Source organism: Roseibium sp. FZY0029 (assembly GCF_036350355.1).
Taxonomy (GTDB): Bacteria; Pseudomonadota; Alphaproteobacteria; order Rhizobiales; family Stappiaceae; genus Roseibium.
Genome location: NZ_JAZDVZ010000002.1, coordinates 506,594 through 530,435, shown reverse-complemented (window position 1 = coordinate 530,435; position 23,842 = coordinate 506,594). Strand labels below are relative to the sequence as shown.

Sequence of the window (23,842 nt, the reverse complement as noted above, 5' to 3'; positions counted from 1 at the left end):
CGCCTTCTGACAGTAATTCAGGCCTGAAACGAAAACGGCGGACCAGTGGCCCGCCGTTTCCGTTGCTTGTTGGTGAGTCGTGCGTCCGACTGATTCTCTTTGAATTAGAAGAGGGATAGCACCGTCTGGTCCGCCTGAGAGGCGAAGGACAGAGAGGTGGAGGCAAGCTGCTGACGGGTCTGAAGGGCCAGCAGGTTTGCGCCTTCCTCGTTCGTATCGGCCAGGGTCAAAAGACCAGCACCTTCCTGCAGAGTATTGATCAAGGTCTTCGTGAAGTCTTGCCTGATCTCTACAGTGGAGAGGTTGGTACCGAATTCGGACGCCTGGGACCGCAGGTTGGACAGGCTGGTGTTCAACCGGTCAATGACACGGTTGATGTCACTGTCTGTCGCAAACCCGCTGTCGGAAATCGCGGAGAGCGTGATTCCGTCGGCATCCGCAGCAAAGCCGGAGCTGTTGAAGTCGGTGTTGTCGCTGGTCAGGGCTAAGTCTGTTTCGGACGTGATGGTGATCTTGCCCGAGCCGGTGTCGAAGTTTGCGGTGACACCGTTGAAGTCGTTGATGAAGTTTTCCAGGTCGTCAACAGTGCTGTCGTCTTCGATCTCGAAGGAGCCGAGTTCATAGCCGTTGCCGTCGGTCAGTGTCAGCGTGTCGCCGACAGAGAACGAACCAGATTCGATCAGCGAGTCGGTTGTAGACGTGAAGGCCGTGGCGTCGACGCTAGAACCCGTCAGAACAGTCGTTGTCGAATTGTTGCTGATGTAGAAGTCTTCATCCGAGTAGATGTTAAGTTCGCCGGTGTTATTGTCATAATCGGCGCGTACGCCGGCAATGGCATTGAGACCATCAAGGAGGTCCTGAACCGTTGCACCACCGGACACACCGCTCGTACCGGAGACAACGGCCGGAGTGGTCGCGGTGTTGTCGATGAAGCTGAGGGAGCTCGTGGTGGAGGCAACCAAAGTTGAGTCAACGAGTGTTGAGCTGGTGTTCAGAGCCGAACCGCCGGCATCCTGCAGGGTGAGGGTCGCTTTGCCACCCCGAAGCTGCAGGGTTGTGGAGGATCCCACACCTTCTGCCAGGTCGGAAAGGTTCAGACCGGTGGAGAGAGCGGTGTCGGTGTAGTCAACCGCTTCAATGGTCAGCTTGGACGTTGCATCTTCGTTGAAGATCGTGGTCAGGTCGTTACCGTCGCCGGCAAGCAGGTTCTTGCCTTTATACGAGCTGTCCTTGGCAACATCTTCGATCTGTTCCAGAAGGGCGTTGTACTGTGCTGCGTAGGTCTTACGCTCATACTGGCTCTGGGTCTGCAGCGCCTGGTTGGCTTTCGCCTTCGCGGTTTCGACCAGATCCGTGATGGTCTGAATGCCTTTGTCCGCAGATTTGATTGTCTGCAGGGACTGGCCCATGTCGTCCAGCAGGGTGCTGAGATCGCCTGCGCGGGAGTTCAAGCCGGACGCCGTGAAGAAGCTGTTCGGATTGTCCAGCGCAGAGTTGACCTTCATGCCGGTTGCCAGCTTGTTCTGGACGCCCGACATCAGGTCTGCAGTAGATTGAAGTGTGAGGAGGTTTTGCCGCACGGCGGCTGACAGCGTAATGTCACGCATCGGTTTATCCCTTTCCTGGGTCAAATTTCAACTGCTCTTCCTGAGCAGGTTGGGACCGATCATCAGGCGTTAACCTTAATCAATGGTTAAGCGCCTGAAAAATAGGGTTATCAGCACGTTAATGTCCTTCGACCCCTTGTCTGATGTGGCAGGGAGATCGTCTTGCTGGCCCACAAGAGGGGACCGAAAAGTATCACTGTCGTTTTCGCGAAAGGAGCGGTGTCGAAGTCGACCGCCGGCGGAAAAAGCACGGAATCCAGCGGGCTTTGTCCAGGCCGCATCCCAGTGGCTATAGCAATCGAAAAAAAAATCAAATCTCGCTTTCAAGCCTGCGAAAGCAGACGAAGGCCAGTTGCTCAGATGTCTGGATGAACTTTTTAGGCAACACTCCCGTCAGGAAGTTTGCGCAGACTGCAAGCGGGGCTTTCGTCTGCCTGCGCTGGGATCTTAACGGTTGGCCATGCTGAATACGTAGGTGTTCTGGAAGGACAGGGCGGTCTCTAGCCGGGGAGATGAAGGGAACCGTATTTGCGCCGGTCGGCGGGCTCTATCATCAGGGCGAGGTGCCACGCACGTTTCTCCTACCTGAAATGAGAAAAGCGGGCCGGAGCCCGCTTTCCAATGTCGTCTTAACCGGAGTTTCTGGCTTAGAAGAGACGCAGAACGTTCTGGTCTGCCTGCGCTGCGAAGGACAGCGAGGTAGAAGCCAGGCTCTGACGAGTCTGCAGGGCCAGGAGGTTCGCACCTTCTTCGTTGGTGTCGGCCAGCGTCAGCTTGCCTGCACCTTCTTCCAGCGTGTTGATCAGGTTCTTGGTGAAGTCCTGACGGTTTTCAACGATGGAGAGGTTGGTACCGAAGGACGACGCCTGGGTTCTCAGGTTGCCAAGAGCTGTGTTCAAGCGGTCAACGACCCGATTGATGTCGCTGTCAGTCGCAAACCCGCTGTCGGAAATCGCCGCGATATTGATCCCGTCAGTATCCGCCGCAAAGCCGGAGCTTGCGAAGTCCGTGTTGTCACTGGTCAGCGACAGGTCGGTTTCGGACGTGATGGTGATCTTGCCCGAGCCGGTGTCGAAGTTTGCGGTGACGCCGTTGAAGTCGTTGATGAAGTTTTCCAGGTCGTCAACAGTGCTGTCGTCTTCGATCTCGAAGGAGCCGAGTTCATAGCCGTTGCCGTCGGTCAGTGTCAGCGTGTCGCCGACAGAGAACGAACCAGATTCGATCAGCGAGTCGGTTGTAGACGTGAAGGCCGTGGCGTCGACGCTAGAACCCGTCAGAACAGTCGTTGTCGAATTGTTGCTGATGTAGAAGTCTTCATCCGAGTAGATGCTGAGCTCGCCGGTGTCATTGTCGAATTCGGCGCGTACGCCGGCAATGGCATTGAGACCATCAACGAGATCCTGGACCGTTGCACCACCGGACACGCCGCTCGTACCGGAGATAACGGCCGGAGTGGTCGCGGTGTTGTCGACGAAGCTGAGGGAGCTCGTGGTAGAAGCAACCAGCGTGGACTCGGAGAGAGTAGAGCTGGTGTTCAGAGTGGAACCGCCTGCATCCTGCAGCGTGATGGTTGCTTTGCCGCCCTGAAGCTGCAAGGTTGAGGAAGCACCTTCGCCTTCTGCCAGGTCGGAAAGATTCAGACCGGTGGAGAGAGCGGTGTCGGTGTAGTCAACGGCTTCAATGTCGAGCTTCGATGTGGAGTCTTCGTTGAAGATGGTTCTCAGGTCGTTGCCTTCACCTGCGAGCAGGTTCTTGCCTTTATAACCGGAGTCCTTCGCCAGATCTTCGATCTGCGTCAGCAGGTCGTTGTACTGAGCAGCAAACTGCTTGCGTTCATACTGGCTCTGGGTCTGCAGGGCCTGGTTGGCCTTTGCTTTTGCAGATTCAACAAGCTTCGTGATGCTCTGAATACCCTGATCGGCTGCCTTCAGGGTCTGCGTGGACTGGCCCATGTCGTCCAGAAGCGTGGACAGGTCGTTTGCACGGGAGGTCAGGCCGGAAGCAGTGAAGAAGCTGTTCGGATTGTCCAGAGCGGAGTTCACTTTTTTACCGGTCGCCAGTTTGTTCTGGACGTCCGACATGAACTGTGCGGTGGACTGAAGGGTGTTCAGGTTTGCGCGAACTGCGCTGGACAGAGTAATGTCGCCCATAATGTTTCCTTTCTAGGAGTACAAGATACTCGGACCCTTCCTGGGTCGAGGAACATCTATCGGCAGTTTCTTGTAACAACTTCTAAACAAAGATGGTTAGCGTGAATTAACCTTAACAGCACCCTAAGCCGAGCAACTAAAATCATTGCCAGAATGAGTTGAGCGAATTGTTTTTAAAGAACTATTTCGGTCTTGCAAAAGTTCTTAACGGTGCAGATTGAATGCTTGGCGGTTGTGTTTGAAAAAGACCTTCTGCGATGGAAATTTGCCTGAAGAGAGACCGCCGGTCTGAAAGCTGATGGATCTGTTAACCCGCGCTCGAAACGAGGGCTATGGCAGCGCTGACATTGCGGGGCAACCAAGGGCGAAAGGCGGGAAGCTGTTTAAGTGAAGACGAGCAGATTTGCAGAAGCGGTTTGCCGGCAGGCTTTCAAGAGAGCGTCTTGCGGGACGCGTCATGTAGCGAGTTATGTCGGCCAGGTTCTTTTGGGCAAGCCTGGCAGGGAAGGTGACACGGGGGCGCGCGAAGGAAGACACGCAACTTTGCTAGGCTAGAGAAACTGGAGACAGACCCCGCAAGCAAATCACCGAAGAAGATGAATGGGGCTTAGCTGGAACCGGAAGGTGGAGACGATGGCGAGCAGCGGTGTGCCGAAGGCGCAGCCAAAAGGTGTCGCATGCCGGAAAGGGAATGGGCGCAGGAAGCTGCGTCTTGTCAGATGACGCGCTGCACCGGTTCCGTCGGGGGCTGGCTCTGTTGCGATTGGATGGACTCGTTGTATGCCCGCAGCCGCAAAAGGGTTTCGGCCGGGATCTGACGGACGACCTGACCGGTTTCGGTGTTGGTCGCGACGTAGACCAATGCGTCATATTCCGGATCGATGATATTCTGGCGTTCGACCGAAGAAGAAAAGCGATCACCCAGCGAACGCTGCTCGCGTTCGTTGTTCGCAGTGCGCTGTCCATTTTGCGTCTCTGTCGACGGCCTGACGGTCTCCTCGACCGGAAGGTCCGTATCAACAGATGGAGCGTTGCGCTCCGGAGCCCGCGTAACCGGCGTGATCGCCGTATATGTCGGCGATGGCGGCCGGGCCAATCCCGTGTCCAACATCTTTTCCTCCGGGTGACTAACAACTTTTACCCGATAGACAGAGAAAAGTAACGTAAGGGAATGAATCCTCCGTTAACGGAATGATTAGACTTTTAGGGATTGCGATCTATGCGGTTGTTGCCGTTCCTGATTCGTTGCTGTTGGCAGATTTAGCCTCAGCAATCGGCAACCGGATGAGCTTAGGGAGCCCATCAAATACACGAAAAGCTCCCGATGAGGGAGCCTTTCTTTAAGCACCGCATTACTTCGATCTTCTTACAGCCTGACCGAAATCTTTACAGCGACTGATTGACGGCGATGCCGCGGGCAGACTGAGGACCGACCGGTGCGGAACCGTTGCGTCCATATGTTGTCGGCGCATTGGCGTTTTTCGCGCCGGCCGCCTTGGCAACACTTGCGACGATGTTGCTGGCAACTTCCCTCGCGGTTGAAAGCACTGCCAGATTGATGCGCAGAACCGGCTGGAACTCGGCGTGCTGCCTGCGGAGTGACTGGGTGGAGGCAGGGGACAGATTACCCAGGGCCACAGCGTGTTCCTTGGCGGTCATCATGCCGCGCGTGTACTCATGGATCAGCCGGGCCTTGTCCGGCTGAAGTTCGCCGGCTTCGCGGAGCTTGCCAGCCCTGACCAGGTCGGTCTCCATTTCGATAACGGACAAGAGGGCTTCCATTGTGCCGGAAAGGGCGGAGCAGAACTGCTCGGCTTCCTGCTGGCTGGTGGGCCGGTCCAGTGAAAACGGAAAGGTGGAGGCGTTGGGTTGTGCGGTCATCTTGACCCCTCTTGCAATGCGAGCAATTCACGTTCCACGCTGTCGGCAAGGCCGATGCCGCCGCTCGCGGCGATGTTGCGTGCATATTCGTCGACCAGAAGGCTCTGCCAGGCATCCGCCCCGTGGCCCTTGCCCCAGGTGCCGCCATTCTCAAGGCCAGTGAACATGTTCTGGAGCATGGTGTTCAGGAAAACCGCCTCGAACTCCTCGGCTGCCTCGCGAACCCGGGTCTTGTTTGTCCGGTCAACGCCGCGCAGCGTGTCCAACGGGCTTTGTTGAAAGGACTTCGGAGAAACCAGCTCGGCCATCAGAGCACCTCGATATCGGCCTGGAGGGCGCCTGCGGCCTTGATGGCCTGCAGGATGGAGATCATGTCACGCGGACCGATGCCCAGGGCGTTCAGCCCGTCGACAAGCTGTTTCAGCGTGACGGTCTGCGGAACGATGGCGAGTTTGGAGCCTTCCTCGTCAACGCTCACGTCGGAGCGCGGCACCACGGCAGTCTGGCCATTGGCGAAAGGCAGAGGCTGAGAGACCTGCGGAGATTCGGCGATGGTCACGGTCAGGTTGCCCTGGGCAACGGCGACCATGGACACTTTCACATCCTGGCCCATGACGATGATGCCGGAATTCTCGTCGATGACGATCCGGGCGGCCAGATCCGGCTCGACGATCAACTGTTCGATATCTGTCAGAAGGTCGACGATGTTGCCGTCATATTGCTGGGGCAGGTCGATGCGCACGGTGGCCGGGTCGAGAGGCTCGGCCGTCGGCATGCCGATCAGTTCGTTGACGGACAGGGCAATGCGCCGCGCTGTCGTCAGATCCGGATTGCGCAGGGCGAGGCGGAGCGTGGTCAGGGATGCCAGTTTGAAATCCAGCTCGCGTTCCACCAGGCCGCCGTTTGCGATGCGACCTGCGGTCGGGACACCGCGGACGACGGACGCGGCATCTGCCTGAGCGGAAAAACCGCCGATGGCGATCGAGCCCTGAGCGATGGCGTAGACCTCACCGTCTGCGCCGACCAGCGGCGTGACCAGAAGCGTGCCACCCTGGAGGGATTCAGAATCGCCAAGCGCACTAACGTTGACGTCGATCCGGGTGCCCTGAGTGGAGAAGGGCGGCAGGTTGGCGGTCACCATGACGGCGGCGACGGTGTTGGTATTGAGGTCGATATTGCGGGTGTTGACGCCGAGGCGTTCCAGCATGGCCTGCAAGCTCTGCTGGGTGAAAGGCGAGTTGTTGAGCGAGTCACCGGTTCCGTTCAGGCCGACCACAAGGCCGTAGCCGATGAGCTGGTTTTCGCGAATGCCTTCGAAATCGGCGATGTCCTTGATGCGGGACGCGGCCTGGGCCGGCGCCATCAAGGCCGTTGCAGCAACTGCGGCGGCAGCCCCCAGAAGTGCCAGCCGCTTGAACCCTCTGCAGATCATGTCACCAACTTGTTGCATTACCGATCTGGCCCGTCTTTGTGTTTCCGGCGCGGGGCCGGGAGACAATTTTCTGAGATGCGCAATGCGAGAGCCGTGCCACTTTTTGAAAAGCGGTGGTTCTTTGCATCAAAGTGACGGAATTCTGCGCCCTTTGCTGGTATGATGGCGAGTATGTTCACGTAAAACTGTCGTTTGGGGTTAAAGAAATGCACCTGCCGGTCGGCAAATATTGCCTCACCCCTAAGGACTCATTTACCCTTCCCGGCAGAATCTGACGGGCTGAGCCGCTCCATACGCCAGAATGACCGTCAGACCGACCGAAAGATCGATCATGCGTATTACAGGCAATAAACCCATTACCGGCGTTCAGGGCCGCGGTGCCAAGAAGAGTGTCTCATCTGGCGGCAACCAGTTCGCACCGGATCTGGGGGGAGAGGTCTCGCAGTCTTCCCAGACCGCAGGCGGCGCGTCCATTCAGGGCATGGATGCCTTGCTGGCTCTGCAGGAGGTGGACGACCGCGCCGAGCGCCGGTCCCGGGCCACAAAGCATGGACACAATCTGCTCGACACGCTGGAATCCGTGCGTGCCGATTTGCTCGCCGGGCATGTGTCGGAAGACAGGCTGGAACTGCTCGCCAGGCAGGTTTCCAAACGCCAGTCGAGCGGCGATCCTGAGATCGATTCGGTGCTGGAGGAGATCGAATTGCGGGTCAAAGTCGAGCTCGCAAAGCTTGGGCGATTCCAGGACTAAGAGGACTCTAAAACGGTCAAAATTTGCCATCTTAATGATCAAAAATTACGCAACGTCTTGAAAGGTATAAACTTTCTTTGATGCCATTTTTCGCAAATGAACCGTTGTCGGTTGAAGGAACGGTCTATATATTGCGCCCGGCATAACGGTAATCCGGAGCTATCGATGACGGTAGAAATTGAGTCTGAATATCGACCCTCGGAAGACGAGCCGTTCATGAACGACAGGCAGCGCGAATACTTTCGCAACAAGCTGCTTGTGTGGAAAGAAGAGATCCTGAAGGAAAGCAAGGAAACCCTCGCCAATCTTCAGGAGGAAAGCCAGAACCATCCTGACTTTGCCGACCGTGCGTCATCCGAAACAGACCGCTCCATTGAACTGCGTGCCAGGGACCGTCAGCGGAAACTGATTTCGAAGATCGATGATGCGTTGGAACGCATTACAGACGGAAGCTATGGCTATTGCGAAGAGACCGGCGAGCCGATCTCTCTTCGGCGCCTCGAGGCGCGCCCGATCGCAACTTTGTCGATCGAGGCTCAGGAAGCCCACGAGCGTCGGGAAAAAGTGTATCGCGACGACTGATTTCCAGAAACGGCCGGTTTGCCGCACAGACGGCAGATCCGTAACGACTTTCAAGACCTTCCCCTCGCGGGAAGGTTTTTTTATGGTCAGCGAGCTCAAGCCCCGAGCCGGCAATCCCACACCACCTAATCCTGGGGAGGGCCTTCAGGTCCGTCTCGAGGGATGGGCAGTACACTCAGAAGCATGCGGCCCAACTTTCGAGACAGCGCGCAATGCACTTCCTCAGGATAAGGTTTTGGGAGTGTCGCCTGCTCGTTAAAGCAGGCTCACGTCAGTCGAGGACGTTCAAAGCGTGATCCGGTAACGGGCGAAACCATCTGCGCCGTCACCCGCCGGTTCAATCCTGACCCCTTCCACCGAGGCAGCGTGCTGCGTGCCGCCTGGGCCGGTTTCGAACAGGACGGTGGTATCCGGCATGGATTTGAATGACCAGTTGGCGTCTGCCGACGGGTTGATCGTGCCTTGTTCGACGATGTAGCGCACCAGAACGTCGCGGTTGGTGTCCGGGCCGACAAAGATGACGACATCGTCGTTGATGCCCGGGAAATTGCCGCCGCCGCCTGCGCGGTAGTTGTTGGTTGCGACCACGAATGTGGCATCCGGTTCGATCGGTGCGCCGTCAAACTGCAGATTGACGATGCGGCTCGCGTCCGGATTGATGACTTCACCCTTGGAGTCATATTTCGACGGCTGGCTCAGATCGATCTGATAGGTGACACCGTCGATCACATCGAAATTGTAGCTTGGAAACTCCGGGTTGATCAGCGTCTGGTCGGCTTTGCCCGGCTCGATTTGCTGGAAAATTCCGGCAGAGCGCTCCAGCCATTCCTTGACCGTGCTGCCCTTGATGGCGACCGCGCGAACGGTGTTCGGATAAAGATACAGATCGGCCACGTTCTTGATGGCGACATCGCCGACCGGAACGTCGGTGTAATAGTCGGGGCCGCCGCGACCTCCGGCCTTGAAGGGGGCTGCGGCCGAGAGCACCGGCAGGCCTTCCCACTCGGTGCCCTTCAGCATCTGTTCGATGTACCAGATCTGCGCCTTGGACACGATCTGGACGCTCGGGTCGTCCGCAACCAGGGCAAAATAGGAATGAAGCGGTGCGGATGTCTTGCCGACGGGCCGGCGGACATAGGCAAGGGTTGCCTCGTGGTCTTCCTGCACGGCGTCGAGCACATTCTGCTGGCTCTCCACCAGAGGCGTTACGGTGCGGCCGTCCTTTTCGTAGATCGGGCGTGCTTCGGTCATGAAATTGGCGACACGCCAGCCGTTGCCATCACGCTCGATCATCAGGTCGATCACGCCCAGATGCGATCCCCAGAAACCGCCCATGGCGGCCGGTTTGCCGAACAGGGTGCCTTTTTCGCTGTCGACACCCGGCACACCCTCAAATTGCGGGCCCGGGAAAACCAGATGCTGGTGACCGGTAAAGACGGCGTCGATGCCGTCGACACCGGCAAGGTGCAGCGAGGCGTTTTCCATTCCTTCGGAGTAGTCGTTGGCGTCAATCCCCGAGTGGGAGAGGGCGATCACAAGGTCGCAGCCCTGTTCGCGCATTTCCGGGACGAAGGCCTTGGCGGTCTCTACGATGTCGCGCGCATTGGCGTTGCCTTCCAGATGGCGGCGGTCCCAGTTCATGATCTGCGGCGGCACAAACCCGATGAAGCCGATCTTGATCGGGTAGGTCTTTCCGGCACCGTCCGTGACCTGCTTTTCGACGATCACATAGGGTTTCAGGAACAAGGCGTCGTCGCGCGGATTGCCCGCAAGCGTGCTTCCCTTGACGAGGTTTGCGCAGACAACGGGAAAATTGGCACCGGCCAGCACTTTCATCATGAAGTCCAGGCCGTAGTTGAATTCATGGTTGCCGAGCGTTGCCGCGTCGAAATCAAGAACGTTCATGCCCTTGATCACGGGGTGCAGGTCGCCTTCGTGCATACCGCGTTCATAGGCGATATAGTCCCCCATGGGGTTGCCTTGCAGGAAGTCGCCATTGTCCACCAGGACGGAATTGGTCGCCTCGTTTCGGATGTCGCGGATCAGTGTGGCAGTGCGGGCAAGTCCTGCGGTATCGACCGGTTTGTCGCTGTAGTAGTCGTAAGGGAACACATGAACATGGAGGTCGGTGGTCTCCATCAGGCGCAGGTGCGCCGTGCCTTCCTGGGCCAAAACGGAATAGGGGTGAAGCGCAGCCGTGAAGCCTGTTGCCGCTGCGCCCATCAGGAGCGTGCGCCGGGAAATCGAAAAGTCTTTGAAAGTGGACATCGGTTGGCTCCTGTTCGGCTACTCTAGGGTTTGTGTCGTTGTTGCCCGGTGGGAACAGCGCATGGCATGCTCGCAGCCGCCAGCGCCCGCTGTGCAGCATGTGTCCGCATCCAACGGTATTGGTCCGCAAGGGTTACACCCGTGTGACAGAAATTGCTGCCCGGATCGGCAGTTTTGTCAAGCTGGATTGTGAGTGGTCAACGCGGGTTTATTCGCTGATCTGGCCAGCCATGACCGAGATCGTTTCCACGTAGACGCTGGCCTTGTTCCATTGTTTGAGAACGTTGTAATTGGCCGTGCCGGGGGCCCAGCCCTGGCCGCGCCGCCAGCCTTTCTGAGCCAGGTAGTTTGCGGTGGAAGCCAGCACATCCGGGATGGAGCGGATCAGATCCTTGCGGCCATCGCGGTCATAGTCGACTGCATAGCGCACATAGCTGGTAGCGAGAAACTGGGTCTGGCCGAGTTCTCCGGCCCAAGCGCCCTTCATTTCCGCCGGCTGCATGTCCCGCCGCTGAACGATCGTCAGCGCGGCAACCAGTTCCGCGGTGAAGAAATCGGACCGGCGGCAATCATAGGCCAGTGTTGCGAGAGACTGCAGAACCGGCATATTGCCGGAGAAACTGCCGTAGTTGGTTTCAAGGCCCCAGATCGCAAGCAGGATGGGCGCTGGTACGCCGTATTTCTTTTCAATGCCCCGGAAGATGCGGGCGTAGGTCTTGCCGAGTTGCTTGCCACGCCGGATCATCGCGTTGTTGACCCGCTTGGCATAGAACTGGTTGAAGCTGAGCTTGAAGGATTTCTGGTTGCGGTCCAGCGAGACGACCTTCTTGCTGTATTTCACGTTCTTGAGAGACGATTCCACGACCCTTTGCTTGAGGCCGTAGCTTTGAGAATTTGCGATGAAAGCCTGTTTCCAGGCCTCAAAACCGCCCGGTCCGTTGCCGCATGAGGCACTCCAGGCGGAGGGTGCGGAAAGAAGAACAAATCCAAAGACGACTGCTGAAAGAAGGCGCATCGAAACCCCGTTGTGCCAATAAGAAGGTTGTCACCATTCTATCTGAAAAACCGCTAGCGTCATCCGCTAGATAGACGAAAATCGGCCCCGGCGGTGGACAAATCTAGCGCCGGTCTTTGCCTTGCACCGTGAAATCAGGGCGTGTGCCGGATGAAATGGCTGTGAGAGGGTGCTCCGGGGTCAAGTGTGCCGGCGCTGTCGAAGTCGCTGTCGGCGTTGAATTCGATTTTCGGCAGAGTTTCGAAACGGGCAATCGTTTCCCGGTGGCGATCGATCTCGTGTTGAAGGCGTGTTTCCAGGTCTTCCTTTGCCGCCCCTTTGTGATAGCCGTGCACTCCGTGAACGATCCGGGGCACCAGAACACTGAAGCCCAGATAGCGCAGGGTGTAGGCCATCGGCCATAGCAGCATCTGAATGTCGCCTTCCTTGCCGTTGTGGGCGCTTTCGCTGGCCTTGGATCCGGTCGTGACGCAGAAAAGCACCGGCTTGCCCCTGAAGTGTCCGGTGTCGAAACGGTTGGAGGTGTCGTGCAGGCCGCCGTTGGTCAGAACACGCTCGCACCAGCCTTTCAAAATGGCGGGCGGTGCGAACCACCAGACCGGAAAATGGAACACGATCCGGTCCGCCTTGCGCAGCTTTTCGACTTCGTTGGCAATAACCGCAGGAAGGTTTCCGGTTCTGGAGGCGGCTTCCTGGGTTTTCAGGACGTCGTAGGGATCGGTAACGATGTCCGCTGCGTAGTGTTCGGCCCGTTCCGCCGGATCGAAACCGAGCTGATAGAGGTCGGACCAAAGCACCTCTTCCCCTTCGGCCTGGCAGGCGGCTTCGGTTGCACGCGCCCAGGCGGCGTTGAAGGAGGTTTCAGCAGGATGGGCAAGAACGATCAGGGTGGTGGTCACGCGATTGGACTTTCCGGAAAGGGTAACAAAACACGCAAAAGTTCTAACCGGTCTTCTCCGGTCTGGAAATGAGAACGGGCACGATGCTCGGGGAGCGAGACATCGTGCCCGTCATCAGCCGGTCCTGAGGCGCTTCTAGAACACGCCGCAGATTTCGGCCGGGGGACTGAGAAAGGCTAGGGATCAGAACGGCAGCAGGATATCCAGGACCTGGTTGCCGACCCGGGGCTGTTGAACGTCGGTAATCTGGCCGCGGCCGCCATACCCGATCCGCGCTTCGGCGATCTGCTCGCTGGCGATGCGGTTGTCGGACGTGATGTCTTCAGGCCTGACGATACCGGCGACGATCAGCTCGCGGACTTCGAAGTTCACGCGGACTTCCTGCCGGCCTTCGATCACCATGTTGCCGTTCGGCAGAACCTGGGTCACCACGGCGGCGACTGTGGTCTGCAGGGTTTCGTTGCGGTCCACACTGCCGTCTCCGGAGAAGCTGGAGTCGCTGTTGACGTTGGCCAGATCGCTGGCAGCGGAACTTGCGGGCAGGAAGATGGTGTCGATCGCTGTGCCAAGAGCACCGCCGACGCCAGCGCCGCTGGATTCGCTGCGTTTACGCTCCGTCTTGTTCTCGATCTCGGCCTGGTCGTCGATGGTAACGACAACGGTCAGGATGTCGCCAACCTGGCTGGCGCGCTGATCCTTGAAGAAGGCACGGCTGCCGGACTGCCACAGCGAGTTGGGATTGTAATGGGCCTGCTGCGGTTCGGGCATCGGCATCTGCACCGGCCGGTAGCCCGGGGTGGTGGTCGGATCCTGAATGGCATTCAGGGCGGGTTGCTGGCCGACGTTCGCCAGTTTGTCGGCGGTGCCGCACCCTGCAGCGAGGGTGGAAAGGGCGATGCTTGCCAGCAGGTGTCTGGGAAATGTGCTCAGCATTTAATTTTTCTCGCTGTCCAAGCTTGCGACAATCGGATTGGTGGCGTGAACGCGTACCTGGCCGCGTGAGGTGATCGTCGCCGGCACGATGCGCCGTGATTGCAGGTTCATGACATCGATCACGTCGCCCTTGGCACCGGTATCCATGGCCTGGGCCCGCGAGGTCAGTTTCATGCCCGGCATGACGTATGTCACCGTGATCTTCTCGCCGCGCTCGATCAGGATCGGGCGCTGAAGGTCGTTGCGGGACAGCGGGGCATTTGCACGCAAGGTTGTGCGGGCCTGCTTGCCGACGATGTCTTCGACCTCGGTGAGGGCACCTGCCGGCACCTTGGTGCGGGCTTCGCGAATGATGTTCAGGTCTTCTTCGCGGACAATGTCGCCGCGGCGCACGGGCTGCACCAGAACCAGCACATCGACCATCTCGGTGGCAACACCTGTCAGGGTGAGCGGTTCGGTGCCGACTTCGACCGCCACGGTTGCCTGGATCGTGAAGCGGCCATTTGACTGGTTCCACTCAACCCGGTCGATCCGGATCGGGTCGTGGACCTTCGGATCGGCGAGAACCTCGTCAGGAGCCTGCAGCAGGCGGATGTCGAGGCGCTCGGAGTCGAGGCCGGCATTGCGTTCCGCCAGGGCCTTGCGGGCAAGACCTGCGAGCTGGTCATGGTTCAGCCGTGTTGCCCCCCGATAGACGACGACAGTTCTCAGCCCGTCGGTGCCTGCGGTTTCCAGTCCGGCCGCGCGAGCACGCTCGGCAACGACATCCGCTGGCACATTGCCGGAAGTCCCCATGTCAGGAGACCGGAACAGCGGCTTGGATGCCAGAAGACCGGCATTGGAGTAGAAGTCGCCAACGGTCACGATGTCCGACAGGGTCATGACCTGCGACCGCAGGACCGGCTTTTCGTCCGCCGCGGCGGGCAGGGCCAGCAAGCTCGCCAGCAACAGTCCGGATGCAGCTTTCAGCAGATGTCTCATCATCGTCTCAAGCCTCGGTCTTAGCGGAGGTTGGTGGTGGTGGAATACATCTCGTCGGCGGCCTGGATGATCTGTGAGTTCATCTCGTAGGCGCGCTGAGCGGAAATCAGGTCGGCGATTTCCGTGACTGCATCCACGTTGGCCATTTCCAGGAAGTACTGCTGCACTGTGCCGTAGCTCTCGTCGCCCGGATTGCTCGTTTCCGGTGCGCCGCTGGCGTCGGTCTCCAGGTAGAGGTTGTCGCCGATGGCTTCGAGACCGGCCTTGTTGACGAAGCGGGCAAGCTGGATCTGGCCGAGCTGCACCGTGTTGCCGGCCTGGTCGACGCCCTGAACGACACCGGTGTTGGATATGGTGACGTCCTTCACCGCTTGCGGAATGTTGATGCCCGGATTGACGGTGTAACCGTCAATGGTCACGAGCTGTCCATTGGCATCGCGCTCGAACGACCCGTCGCGGGTGTAGGCCGTCGTTCCATCCGGCATGTCGATCTGGAAGAAGCCTTCGCCGCGGATGGCCAGATCCAGTTCCTTGCCGGTCTGTTCCAGAGAGCCCTGGGACATGATGCGGCCGGTGGCCGCGATCTTGACGCCGGAGCCGATCTGGATACCGGTCGGGACGATGGTGCCGGAGTCGGACGTTTCCGTGCCCATGCGCCGGAGGTTCTGGTAGAGCAGGTCCTGGAAGTCGGCACGCTGTTTCTTGAAACCCGTCGTCCGCATGTTGGCGACGTTGTTCGAGATGACTTCGACGTTCAGTTCCTGGGCCTTCATGCCAGTTGCGGCGATATGAAGTGCTTTCATGGTAGTGATCCCTTAGAGGCTCTTAGGCCTGCAGCTTGCCGAGGGTGGAGATCGCCTGCTGGCGCAGCTCATCCAGGTCTTTCACGATCTTGGCCGTGGAGTCGTAGGCGCGTGTCACTTCGATGAGGCGCGTGACTTCCGTGATGCCGTAGACGTTTGACCCTTCGACGGCGCCCTGGACCATCCGGACTTCCTGGGCCGGTATCGGGTTTTCACCCTTGAACATCGTGTTGCCGATCTTCTCCAGGGTCCGCGGGTCTTCGAAATCGACGACCTTGATGCGGCCCCGAATGCCCAGGCGTGTCGAGATCGTGCCGTCCTGGGCGATCTCGACGCGGCCGTCATCGGCGTTGAAGGAGATCGGTCCCTGGTCCGTCATGACCGGGCTGCCATCCGCGGAAATCAACTGCCCGGTCGAGTCGAGCCGGAACGCGCCGCTGCGCGTATAGGCTTCGGTGCCGTCGGGCATCTGCACAGCAAAAAAACCATCGCTGTTGAGCGACAGGTCGAATTCATTACCCGTCATCTTGATCGGACCATGCGTGAAGTCGGTCCGCGTCGTGAACATGTCGACGTAGGAAATGGCGCGGTCCTGCGGCTCAAATACCGAGCCGTCTGCCACTGGCATGATGTATTCCGCAAAATGCAGATTCTGCGACTTGAACCCGGATGTATTGATGTTCGCCATGTTGTTGGCGATCACATCCAGATGGTTCCGCAGGATCGATTGCCTTGATAAGGCAACTAGTTGAGCGTTCTCCATAGTGAACGGTTCCCTTCGTGCTCCCCGAGTAAGCCGGCTGATCTCCCCAGATCCGCTGGCTCGTTAAGGTTAATGCACGAGGCGTGCCAGTTTTTAAATCCTTGGGAAATCTGGGTAAAAAACAAATGGGGCGGGTGCATGCGGCAAGAGATTCCGGCAGAAGTTAACCACTTGGCAATTTTTGCCCGGTGACTCGCGTTAATGGCTCGGTAACCATTCGTTAACCATTAACTCTTTAGTAATAAATAAGCGCGCGCGAGCGCCTGCAGATCGGAGTGCGGAATGACGGATGAAAATGCCGCAGCCGGAGAAGACGGCGAGGATGGAGCTGAAGCTGGCGGCGGTGGCCGCAAGAAGAAGCTGATCCTGTTCGGCGGCATCGGTCTGGTGGTTCTGCTGGCCGCGGGCGGGGCGGGTTATTACTTTCTGATGGGATCGAGCGCCCCGGCGCCGGTTCCAGGAGATACCGAGGCGCCGCAGGAAGTGCAAAAGCCGGTGGTCTTCTACGATCTGCCGGAAATGACAGTGAATTTGGCGACGGAAGGGCGCACGACCTATCTGAAGGTCCGGATTGCTCTGGAAGTCGAGAACCGCGCGATGATCGATCAGATCCAGCCGTATCTGCCCAGGATCCTGGACGCATTTCAGATCTATCTGCGCGAGCTTCGCCCCGCGGACCTGGAAGGGTCTGCCGGTTTGTTCCGCCTGAAGGAAGAATTGCTCAGACGGATCAATCTGTCGGTCTATCCGGCGAAAGTTGAAGGGGTGCTGTTCAAGGAAATCCTTGTCCAGTGACTTTATAGATGGCTGATATCGACGACGATGACGACCTGTCCGAAGAGGACATGGCCGATGCCTGGGGAGCCGCTCTTGCAGAGCAGGGCGCCGGCAGCGACGACGACGAAGATCTCGCCGCGGCGTGGGGTGCTGCTCTAGAGGAGCAGGGCGCCGGCAGCTCCGACGACATGGCGGCCCAGTGGGCGGCCATGATCGATGACAGTGAGCCGGATCTGGAAAACGCCACGCGCGGTGCCGACCGTGTCCTGAACCAGGAAGAAATCGACAACCTCCTCGGCTTCAACATCGAGGACACGATCGCGGGCGACCAGAGCGGCATCCGCGCACTGATCAACTCGGCGATGGTCTCCTACGAGCGTCTGCCGATGCTCGAAATCGTGTTCGACCGTCTGGTGCGTCTGACGACCACCTCCTTGCGCAACTTCACGTCCGACAACGTGGAAGTGTCGCTCGATTCCATCAGCTCGGTCCGTTTCGGCGATTACCTGAATTCCATTCCGCTGCCGGCCATTCTCGGTGTCTTCAAGGCCGAGGAATGGGACGGTTTCGGTCTGATAACCGTTGAATCCAGCCTGATCTATTCGATCATCGACGTGCTTCTGGGCGGCGGGCGCGGCACCTCCGCGGTGCGTGTAGAAGGCCGGCCTTACACAACGATCGAAACCGGTCTGGTCCAGCAGATGGTGGCGCTCATCCTTCAGGACGCCGAGCACGCCTTCGCGCCGTTGTCGCCGGTGCACTTCAACCTGGAACGTCTGGAGACGAACCCGCGCTTTGCCGCGATCTCCCGGCCCGCCAACGCCGCCATTCTCGTCGAACTCAGAATCGACATGGAAGACCGGGGCGGGTCCGTCGAAATCATGATGCCCTATGCAACGCTGGAGCCGATCCGCGATCTGCTGCTGCAAATGTTCATGGGGGAAAAATTCGGCCGGGACCCGATCTGGGAAGGCCATCTGGCGACCGAAATTCACGCTGCCGAAGTCGAGGTCGATGCGGTTCTCTACGAGACCTACCTGCCGCTCGGGCGGGTACTCAGCCTGGATGTCGGTCAGACGCTTGTCTTCGACAAGGAGCCGACCGATCCGGTGATGATCAAATGCGGCAACATTCCACTGACCGAGGGAACACTCGGCAAAGTGGACGATTCCATCGCCATCCGTGTCGCAAAGAACTTGCGCAAGCCAAAAATGACGCTGGCGGCCTTCGAACGCGCCATGCAAAGCGAAATGGGGGACCAATGAGCTCTTTGCCACTCGGAATGATCATTGAAGGACTGGTCGCGGTTCTTCTCGTGATCACCATCGGCTACTGCTTCACACTCAACAGCCGCCTGCAGCGCTTGCGGGCCGATGAAGAGGTGCTGCGGGCAACCATTTCGGAGCTGATGACGGCAACGGAAATTGCCGAGCGTGCCATTCTCGGCCTCAAGACGACCGCCGCGGAAGCCGACAAGACCCTCGGGAGCCGTCTTAAGCAAGCGGAAACCATGTCTCACACTCTTGCCGAACAAGTCGGCGAAGGTGAGCTAGTATTCACGCGGATATCGCAGATTGCGGAGGCCGCCCGTTCGGCTGCACCGCAAAGAGAAGCGGTGACGAGAAGCGATCCCTATGTGGCTCCGACGCAACCGGAGCCGCAACAATACGCGCATCAGGCTGCAGGCTATGGCCAGGCAGCTCCGGCTGTCGAGCCGGAGCGCCGCAGAAGCAGCCGGGCTTCCGACATCCGCAGTGCTGCGGCGGAAGCGACAGCGCGGCTGGAACAATTCCGTAAAAGGAACGGTGCTGCTGCATGAATGTAAGACTGCTGCCTTTGTTGGGGATTTCGGCAAGCGCTCTGCTGGCCCTGAAGCTGCTTGGCTTCGCGCTGGGGCCGCAGAGCAGCAACCTGCCCATCAACGGCGCAGTCGCGCAGGAAACACCGGGGGACGGCAGCGGCGACGCGGCAGAGCCAACAGCGGAGATGGCCGCGGATGGTCCGCCGCCGCCACCGCCGCCACCAGGCGGTGGGGCCGATCAGCCGGTTTTGCCGGACAGTCTTGAAATCGGTGGCTCGGCCGCCGAACGCGCGGTTCTGGAGAGCCTCGGCAGGCGGCGTGAAACGCTGCAGGAGCATGAAGGCCAGCTCGACCTGCGCGAAAAGCTGTTGCAGGCCACGGAAGAGCGCATCCAGAAGCGGGTCAACGAGCTGAAAAAGCTTGAAGAGCGTATCGAGGCTGCGGTCGGGCAGAAGCAGGAGAAGGAAGAAAGCGAGATCGCCGGCCTGGTGACCATGTATGAGAGCATGAAGCCAAAGGATGCCGCGCGGATCTTCAACCGGCTGAGCCTGCCGGTCCTGCTGAAGGTGGTGCGTCAGATGAAACCTCGCAAGATGGCGGATATCCTCGGGAAAATGGATCCCGAAGCGGCCGAACGCCTGACCGTGGCAATCGCCAGCGCCTCGCCAATTCCCGCCGAGGACGCAAAACCGGTGCAGGCACAGGCGCAGGTGCCGGACACGCTGCCGAAAATTCCGTCAAACTGACCGGAAGGGCCGGATTCCCGCGTATCGCGTAAGGGCACGTTAACAAGACCTGACTAACAATAGTGTGTTGGCGTCATCCGAGGACAGAACATCTTGCCAGGACCTTTCCTGACATCCCAGACCGGCGGAATTCCCGCGTTTGCAGGCAGGGTGCGTGTTTTCGCACATCTGCTGGCTGCAATCTGGCTTGGTCTTGTCTGTCTGACAGGGGCCGCCTCGGCTCAATCCGAAAATCTGGAACCGGTTGATCTGAGCGTTTCTCAGGAAGAAGGCTATGGCCGAATCGTCCTGACGTTCAAGGATCGCACCTTGCTGCCGATCTATGATGCCGTCATTACCGGAGGCGTCCTGCGCATCTCCTTCGAAGATCCGATCGACATCAATGTCGATGATGTTCCGCTGGATCTCGGCAACTATGTCACCATCGCCCGCAGGGATCCGGACGGCAGCGCCATCCGGTTTGCGCTGAAGAACCAGTTTCAGATCAATACGCTGGAAGCTGGTGAAAAACTGTTCGTCGATATCCTGCCGCTGGACTGGCAAGGCCTGCCGCCGGGTCTTCCCGATGACGTTGTGCGCGATCTTGCCAAGCGCGCCGAAGAGGCGATGCGCAAGGTCCGTGCGCTCGAGCAGGCACGGCTGAAGGCACAGGAAGGTCCCGAAGTTACGCTGCATGTGGGCGAACATCCGACCTTCACCCGTCTGGTGTTCGACTGGTCGATCAAGTTCGACACGGCCTTCGTGCGGGAAAACGACATCATCAAGGTGACCTTCAATCATCCGGCACAGCTAGACATTGCCCATTTGCGCGCGCATCTGCCCCAGGGCGTTATCGATGCGACGTCCTTCCTGGACCAGGGCAAATTGAAATTCCTGATGCGTGTCGAGCCGTCCGTCGACATCCGGGCGTTCCGCGAGGAGCAGACCTACGTCATCGACGTGACGCCAGAAAACATGGAAGTCAACGATCCTGCGAATGCGCTGATCAACAAGGAACTGTCCGTCGAGGACAATGAAAACCGCACGAACATGATTACCGCGCCAGGCCTGCGGGACACGCGGGAGGTCAAGGACCCGCGCGGGAACCCGCAGACCGAGGCAGCTTCATCGACAAGCGGCGGGGCGCTGAAGGAATCAAGGGCCGATGAATCGCCGGCCTATATCGTGGTTCCGCTGGGAAGCAGCAAGCCGGACGAAGGCGCACAGGCGCCGCAAGCGCCGCAGTCGTCACCAGGCCAGGCTCCTGGCCCGTCCGCGTCGCTTCAGGCCGAGCCGGACCCGGAAGCGGGCCGGGCGGAAGGACCTGCCGACACACAGTTGGCCATGGTTCCAAGAGCCAAGCCGGTTCCGCAGGAGGATGCACCACCTGGGCCGGGTGAGGGGACCGTGATCGCAGCCGCTGCTGTTGACGACCTCACGACCGCTTCGGCGGTCGAAACGCTTCCTGCACCCGAGCTTGCCGCCGCCGTGCTGCCGGTCTCTGCCGATAGTGCGGCGGAAGTGCTGACGACAGCCGCCATTCCTGCAACAGCACCGGCAGCTGCACCAGCAACTGCACAGGCTGGCGAAACCGAGGCCGCGAACCAGTCCGGTGACGGCGCGGTTATTGTTGCCCAGGCCACCGAGCCCGGTGCTTTGCCGCTCAACGAAGTGCTTCCGGAAGATGGCGAAATCGTCCGGGAAGCCCCGATGCTGGACCTCTCGACCCAGCAGGTCGGTGATCAGCAGCAGGAGGCCGTCCCCGAAAACAACGGTATTCCGACCTTGCAGCCGGTTGAGGCAATCAACCGTGGCAGCCAGCCGAATGCGCCTTATGGCGCGGCGCCGGTGCAAATCCTCAACTCGCCGACACTGGGCGGCAGCGAGGTCCCTGCCGGAATACAGCTTCCAGGCCAGCAGCAATCCGCGCCGGAAACCTGGCGTGCCACCGGCGGTCAGGAATTGAAGGAGCGTCCGTCGCCGGAACAGCCGCCGGAAAATTTCGCCGAAGAAGTTCGCAATTTCGTTTCCGCCGAAGCCCGGCGCATCGGCAACACGGTCCGGGTGGTGTTTCCGTTCTCCGAGCCGGTTTCCAGCGCGGTGTTCCGCCGCAACGACAGTATCTGGCTGGTTTTCGATACTGATGCCACGATCGACACCAGAGGGATGGTGTCTGCGCTGGCTGAAACGGCGGAAACCATCGAGGTTCAGCAATTCGACGATTACCAAATCCTGCGCATGGATATGACCGATCCGGTGCTGGCCACCGTCGGGGTCGATGGAAATGCCTGGTCGCTTGTGATTGGCGATCTGATTCTGGAGCCCTCCATTCCGCTGCAACTGGAACGGAATGTGCGGGGCGACGGCGGCTCCGTGCTGCGCGTGCTCTATCAGGAGCCGCAGAACATCCGGCAGGTGACCGACCCGTTCGTGGGTGACACGATTTCGCTTGTTACCGGTTTCGGGCCGCCACGCGGTCTTTTGAAACAGCAGACGTTTGTGGATCTGGATGCGCTCAGTTCCGCGCAAGGCATCGCTGTCGTGCCGAAGTCCGACGGTCTGAAGATGAAGATTATCGGTGACGACGTGATCATCGAGAAGGAAGGCGGCCTTGCGCTCTCCAGCCAGCATCTGCGTGGCGGCACCGGGTCGAGCAGCACGATCGTCGATCCGGAGGAAAGCAACTTCATCGAATTCGTTTCGCTCAGCACCGAAGGGCCCGGTGCTTACCGCACACGGCTGCAGGAGCTTCAGGACAAGCTGGCGAAATCTCCGGCAGGCAAGCGTCGCAAGGCGCTGATGGCGTTGTCACGGTTCTATCTGGCACATCAGTTTGCCCAGGAAGCACTGGGATTGATGAAGCTTGCGCTGGAGGAAGAGCCGGCGTTGGCCGAAGACAGCTCCTTCAACCTTATGATGGGGGCTGCCCAGACCCTGGCAAACAGGCCCGACATCGCGTTTGCCCATTTGAACCGGCCAGACCTGAAGAACAGTCCCGACGCCGCAGTCTGGCAGACGATTGTCGATGTGAAACTGGGCAACTGGACGTCCGCGCGCATAGCCATGCCCAGAGGGCGGGCCGTGGTTGGCAACTATCCTCCGGCGATCCAGACGGAATTCAAGCTTGCCGCCGCCCAGGCCATGGTTGAAGTCAACGATTTTGGGGTAGCGAACGGCATGCTGGCGGAGATCGAGCCTGCCGAAGTGACGCGGACGCAGGCTGCCCGCTACGATATCCTGCGTGGCCGCGTTGCCGATGCGTCCGGCCGGTCGCAGGAAGCGCTGACCGTGTTCGACCTGGTGACCAGGTCCGATGACAGGCCGCGCGCAGCTGAAGCGGAGTACCGGGCCCTCCGGATCCGCTACCGGGACGGCGAACTTACCATTGATGAAGCCATCGACCAGCTTGCAGGGCTTGCAACGTCCTGGCGTGGCGATGAAATCGAATTGAAGACCTTGCGGTTTCTGGCACAACTCTATGCTGAACAGGGGCAATACCGCGAAGCCTTCGAAGCCATGAAGTCGGCCGTTCAGGCCGAGCCCGATGCGGACACCACGCGGTTGCTGCAGGAAGAAATGAACGGCCTTTTCAAAGCGCTCTTCCTGGACGGCAAGGCGGATGAAATGCCGCCGGTGAAGGCGCTGGCACTCTTCTATGATTTCCGGGAACTGGTGCCGATCGGTCGGCAGGGCGACGAGATGGTCCGGCTTCTGGCCAAGAGGCTGGTGGAAGTCGATCTGCTGGACCAGGCCACGGAACTGCTGCGCCATCAGGTCGATAACCGGCTGAAAGGTGCTGCCCGGGCACAGATCGCCGCGGATCTGGCCGCGATCTATCTGATGGACCGCAAGGCCGAAGAAGCCCTGCGCGTGCTCAACCGGACGCGGCAGGCGAGCTTGCCATCGACACTCGAGCGTCAGCGCAACATCGTTGAAGCCCGTGCGCTGACCGAAAGCGGGCGTCCTGACCTTGCGCTGGAACTGGTGCGCAACATGCGCGGGTCGGATGTCGACCGGCTGCGGGCGGATACGTTCTGGGCAGCCGAAAGCTGGCGGGACGCAGGTGAGCAGCTGGAAGCCATGCACGGCTCACGCTGGTCCGACAACATCCCGCTGGACGACCTGGAACGCCGAGACATCCTGCGGGCCGCCATCGCCTATTCCCTTGCGGGCGACCAGCTCAGCCTGGAGCGGCTGCAGACGAAATACATGAGCAAGATGTCCGACAGCCCGGAGGCCATGTCCTTCGAAGTCGTCACCCGGCCTATCGAGGCGCAGGGCGTCGAGTTTCTCGAGGTTGCCAACCGACTGGCCGACATCGATTCCCTGGAAACCTTCCTGAAGGAATACCGGCGCCAGTACATGTCGCCTGACCGCAGCCCGGATCAGTCCGCGGCTGCTCCGGTAACGGACGAAACGGCTGGTTGACGCGATCGCCTGATTGACGCGGATATGGTCGCGATTGCGGCACTGT

General features: G+C 59.4%; 20 protein-coding genes. 7 read left to right on the top strand and 13 right to left on the bottom strand.

The genetic code is table 11. The features are described 5' to 3' along the window. Nucleotides 1–104: 104 nt before the first annotated feature. The 6 genes from V1T76_RS07000 to V1T76_RS06975 form a co-directional block, all read right to left on the bottom strand. Nucleotides 105–1,607 (bottom strand): flagellin N-terminal helical domain-containing protein, encoded by a 1,503-nt coding sequence (locus V1T76_RS07000; protein ID WP_330559908.1) that lies wholly within the window; start codon nt 1,605–1,607, stop codon nt 105–107. 647 nt (nt 1,608–2,254) lie between these two features. Continuing rightward, nucleotides 2,255–3,757: a flagellin N-terminal helical domain-containing protein gene (locus tag V1T76_RS06995; protein ID WP_330559907.1), complete on the bottom strand. Its 1,503-nt coding sequence runs from the start codon at nt 3,755–3,757 to the stop codon at nt 2,255–2,257. Between the two features lie 715 nt (nt 3,758–4,472). After that, the gene (locus tag V1T76_RS06990; RefSeq protein WP_330559905.1) at nt 4,473–4,868 is read right to left on the bottom strand and encodes a hypothetical protein; all 396 of its coding nucleotides are present in this window, start codon (nt 4,866–4,868) and stop codon (nt 4,473–4,475) included. A 275-nt stretch (nt 4,869–5,143) separates the two neighbouring features. After that, on the bottom strand, nt 5,144–5,638 hold the full coding sequence (locus tag V1T76_RS06985; protein ID WP_330559903.1) for a flagellar protein FlgN: 495 nt from the start codon (nt 5,636–5,638) through the stop codon (nt 5,144–5,146). After that, nucleotides 5,635–5,946, bottom strand: a complete 312-nt coding sequence (locus V1T76_RS06980) for a rod-binding protein (protein WP_330559902.1) — start codon at nt 5,944–5,946, stop codon at nt 5,635–5,637. Before V1T76_RS06980 ends, V1T76_RS06985 begins: the two co-directional genes overlap by 4 nt. Beyond that, entirely contained in the window at nt 5,946–7,070 is a 1,125-nt protein-coding gene (locus V1T76_RS06975; RefSeq protein ID WP_442970096.1) for a flagellar basal body P-ring protein FlgI, read from the bottom strand. Before V1T76_RS06975 ends, V1T76_RS06980 begins: the two co-directional genes overlap by 1 nt. 331 nt (nt 7,071–7,401) lie before the next feature. Here V1T76_RS06975 and V1T76_RS06970 point away from each other — a divergent pair, with 331 nt between their 5' ends. Then, nucleotides 7,402–7,821, top strand: a complete 420-nt coding sequence (locus V1T76_RS06970) for a flagellar assembly protein FliX (RefSeq protein ID WP_040439388.1) — start codon at nt 7,402–7,404, stop codon at nt 7,819–7,821. Nucleotides 7,822–7,986: 165 nt separating this feature from the next. Next, on the top strand, nt 7,987–8,403 hold the full coding sequence (dksA, locus tag V1T76_RS06965; protein WP_006932683.1) for an RNA polymerase-binding protein DksA: 417 nt from the start codon (nt 7,987–7,989) through the stop codon (nt 8,401–8,403). A gap of 285 nt (nt 8,404–8,688) precedes the next feature. On the opposite strand, the gene V1T76_RS06960 is transcribed toward dksA, so the two are convergent. The 7 genes from V1T76_RS06960 to flgF all read right to left on the bottom strand — a co-directional run bounded on the left by V1T76_RS06960 (nt 8,689) and on the right by flgF (nt 16,065). Further along, nucleotides 8,689–10,671: a bifunctional 2',3'-cyclic-nucleotide 2'-phosphodiesterase/3'-nucleotidase gene (locus V1T76_RS06960; RefSeq protein ID WP_330559900.1), complete on the bottom strand. Its 1,983-nt coding sequence runs from the start codon at nt 10,669–10,671 to the stop codon at nt 8,689–8,691. A gap of 208 nt (nt 10,672–10,879) precedes the next feature. Continuing rightward, nucleotides 10,880–11,686 (bottom strand): lytic murein transglycosylase, encoded by an 807-nt coding sequence (locus tag V1T76_RS06955; protein WP_330559898.1) that lies wholly within the window; start codon nt 11,684–11,686, stop codon nt 10,880–10,882. Nucleotides 11,687–11,820: 134 nt separating this feature from the next. Then, nucleotides 11,821–12,585 carry an NAD(P)H-dependent oxidoreductase gene (locus V1T76_RS06950; protein ID WP_330559897.1) on the bottom strand — a complete coding sequence of 255 codons (765 nt, stop codon included), beginning with the start codon at nt 12,583–12,585 and terminating at the stop codon, nt 11,821–11,823. A gap of 183 nt (nt 12,586–12,768) precedes the next feature. Further along, nucleotides 12,769–13,518, bottom strand: a complete 750-nt coding sequence (flgH, locus tag V1T76_RS06945) for a flagellar basal body L-ring protein FlgH (RefSeq protein ID WP_006932678.1) — start codon at nt 13,516–13,518, stop codon at nt 12,769–12,771. Continuing rightward, the gene (flgA, locus tag V1T76_RS06940; RefSeq protein WP_330559896.1) at nt 13,519–14,502 is read right to left on the bottom strand and encodes a flagellar basal body P-ring formation chaperone FlgA; all 984 of its coding nucleotides are present in this window, start codon (nt 14,500–14,502) and stop codon (nt 13,519–13,521) included. Between the two features lie 17 nt (nt 14,503–14,519). Beyond that, nucleotides 14,520–15,302, bottom strand: a complete 783-nt coding sequence (gene flgG / locus V1T76_RS06935) for a flagellar basal-body rod protein FlgG (RefSeq protein WP_330559894.1) — start codon at nt 15,300–15,302, stop codon at nt 14,520–14,522. Nucleotides 15,303–15,324: 22 nt separating this feature from the next. Beyond that, nucleotides 15,325–16,065: a flagellar basal-body rod protein FlgF gene (flgF, locus tag V1T76_RS06930; RefSeq protein ID WP_330559893.1), complete on the bottom strand. Its 741-nt coding sequence runs from the start codon at nt 16,063–16,065 to the stop codon at nt 15,325–15,327. A gap of 282 nt (nt 16,066–16,347) precedes the next feature. On the opposite strand from flgF, the gene V1T76_RS06925 reads away from it, so the two are divergent. The 5 genes from V1T76_RS06925 (at nt 16,348) to V1T76_RS06905 (ending at nt 23,796) form a co-directional block, all read left to right on the top strand. Beyond that, the gene (locus V1T76_RS06925; protein WP_330559892.1) at nt 16,348–16,860 is read left to right on the top strand and encodes a flagellar basal body-associated FliL family protein; all 513 of its coding nucleotides are present in this window, start codon (nt 16,348–16,350) and stop codon (nt 16,858–16,860) included. A 50-nt stretch (nt 16,861–16,910) separates the two neighbouring features. Further along, on the top strand, nt 16,911–18,107 hold the full coding sequence (fliM, locus tag V1T76_RS06920) for a flagellar motor switch protein FliM (RefSeq protein ID WP_229597946.1): 1,197 nt from the start codon (nt 16,911–16,913) through the stop codon (nt 18,105–18,107). Continuing rightward, nucleotides 18,104–18,661 carry a DUF6468 domain-containing protein gene (locus V1T76_RS06915; RefSeq protein ID WP_330559891.1) on the top strand — a complete coding sequence of 186 codons (558 nt, stop codon included), beginning with the start codon at nt 18,104–18,106 and terminating at the stop codon, nt 18,659–18,661. The genes fliM and V1T76_RS06915 overlap by 4 nt, the downstream gene beginning before the upstream one ends. Continuing rightward, complete coding sequence (locus tag V1T76_RS06910; RefSeq protein ID WP_330559889.1) at nt 18,658–19,389, top strand: MotE family protein; 732 nt, start codon at nt 18,658–18,660, stop codon at nt 19,387–19,389. The genes V1T76_RS06915 and V1T76_RS06910 overlap by 4 nt, the downstream gene beginning before the upstream one ends. 93 nt (nt 19,390–19,482) lie before the next feature. Next, entirely contained in the window at nt 19,483–23,796 is a 4,314-nt protein-coding gene (locus tag V1T76_RS06905) for a hypothetical protein (protein WP_330559887.1), read from the top strand. Nucleotides 23,797–23,842 lie beyond the last annotated feature (46 nt).

Excerpts from the sequence above, each read along its gene's own strand:
- V1T76_RS07000 (WP_330559908.1), bottom strand. The coding sequence starts at position 1,607 with ATGCGTGACATTACGCTGTCAGCCGCCGTGCGGCAAAACCTCCTCACA.
- V1T76_RS06995 (WP_330559907.1), bottom strand. The coding sequence starts at position 3,757 with ATGGGCGACATTACTCTGTCCAGCGCAGTTCGCGCAAACCTGAACACC.
- V1T76_RS06990 (WP_330559905.1), bottom strand. The coding sequence starts at position 4,868 with ATGTTGGACACGGGATTGGCCCGGCCGCCATCGCCGACATATACGGCG.
- V1T76_RS06985 (WP_330559903.1), bottom strand. The coding sequence starts at position 5,638 with ATGACCGCACAACCCAACGCCTCCACCTTTCCGTTTTCACTGGACCGG.
- V1T76_RS06980 (WP_330559902.1), bottom strand. The coding sequence starts at position 5,946 with ATGGCCGAGCTGGTTTCTCCGAAGTCCTTTCAACAAAGCCCGTTGGAC.
- V1T76_RS06975 (WP_442970096.1), bottom strand. The coding sequence starts at position 7,070 with ATGATCTGCAGAGGGTTCAAGCGGCTGGCACTTCTGGGGGCTGCCGCC.
- V1T76_RS06970 (WP_040439388.1), top strand. The coding sequence starts at position 7,402 with ATGCGTATTACAGGCAATAAACCCATTACCGGCGTTCAGGGCCGCGGT.
- dksA (WP_006932683.1), top strand. The coding sequence starts at position 7,987 with ATGACGGTAGAAATTGAGTCTGAATATCGACCCTCGGAAGACGAGCCG.
- V1T76_RS06960 (WP_330559900.1), bottom strand. The coding sequence starts at position 10,671 with ATGTCCACTTTCAAAGACTTTTCGATTTCCCGGCGCACGCTCCTGATG.
- V1T76_RS06955 (WP_330559898.1), bottom strand. The coding sequence starts at position 11,686 with ATGCGCCTTCTTTCAGCAGTCGTCTTTGGATTTGTTCTTCTTTCCGCA.
- flgH (WP_006932678.1), bottom strand. The coding sequence starts at position 13,518 with ATGCTGAGCACATTTCCCAGACACCTGCTGGCAAGCATCGCCCTTTCC.
- flgA (WP_330559896.1), bottom strand. The coding sequence starts at position 14,502 with ATGATGAGACATCTGCTGAAAGCTGCATCCGGACTGTTGCTGGCGAGC.
- flgG (WP_330559894.1), bottom strand. The coding sequence starts at position 15,302 with ATGAAAGCACTTCATATCGCCGCAACTGGCATGAAGGCCCAGGAACTG.
- flgF (WP_330559893.1), bottom strand. The coding sequence starts at position 16,065 with ATGGAGAACGCTCAACTAGTTGCCTTATCAAGGCAATCGATCCTGCGG.
- V1T76_RS06925 (WP_330559892.1), top strand. The coding sequence starts at position 16,348 with ATGACGGATGAAAATGCCGCAGCCGGAGAAGACGGCGAGGATGGAGCT.
- fliM (WP_229597946.1), top strand. The coding sequence starts at position 16,911 with ATGGCCGATGCCTGGGGAGCCGCTCTTGCAGAGCAGGGCGCCGGCAGC.
- V1T76_RS06915 (WP_330559891.1), top strand. The coding sequence starts at position 18,104 with ATGAGCTCTTTGCCACTCGGAATGATCATTGAAGGACTGGTCGCGGTT.
- V1T76_RS06910 (WP_330559889.1), top strand. The coding sequence starts at position 18,658 with ATGAATGTAAGACTGCTGCCTTTGTTGGGGATTTCGGCAAGCGCTCTG.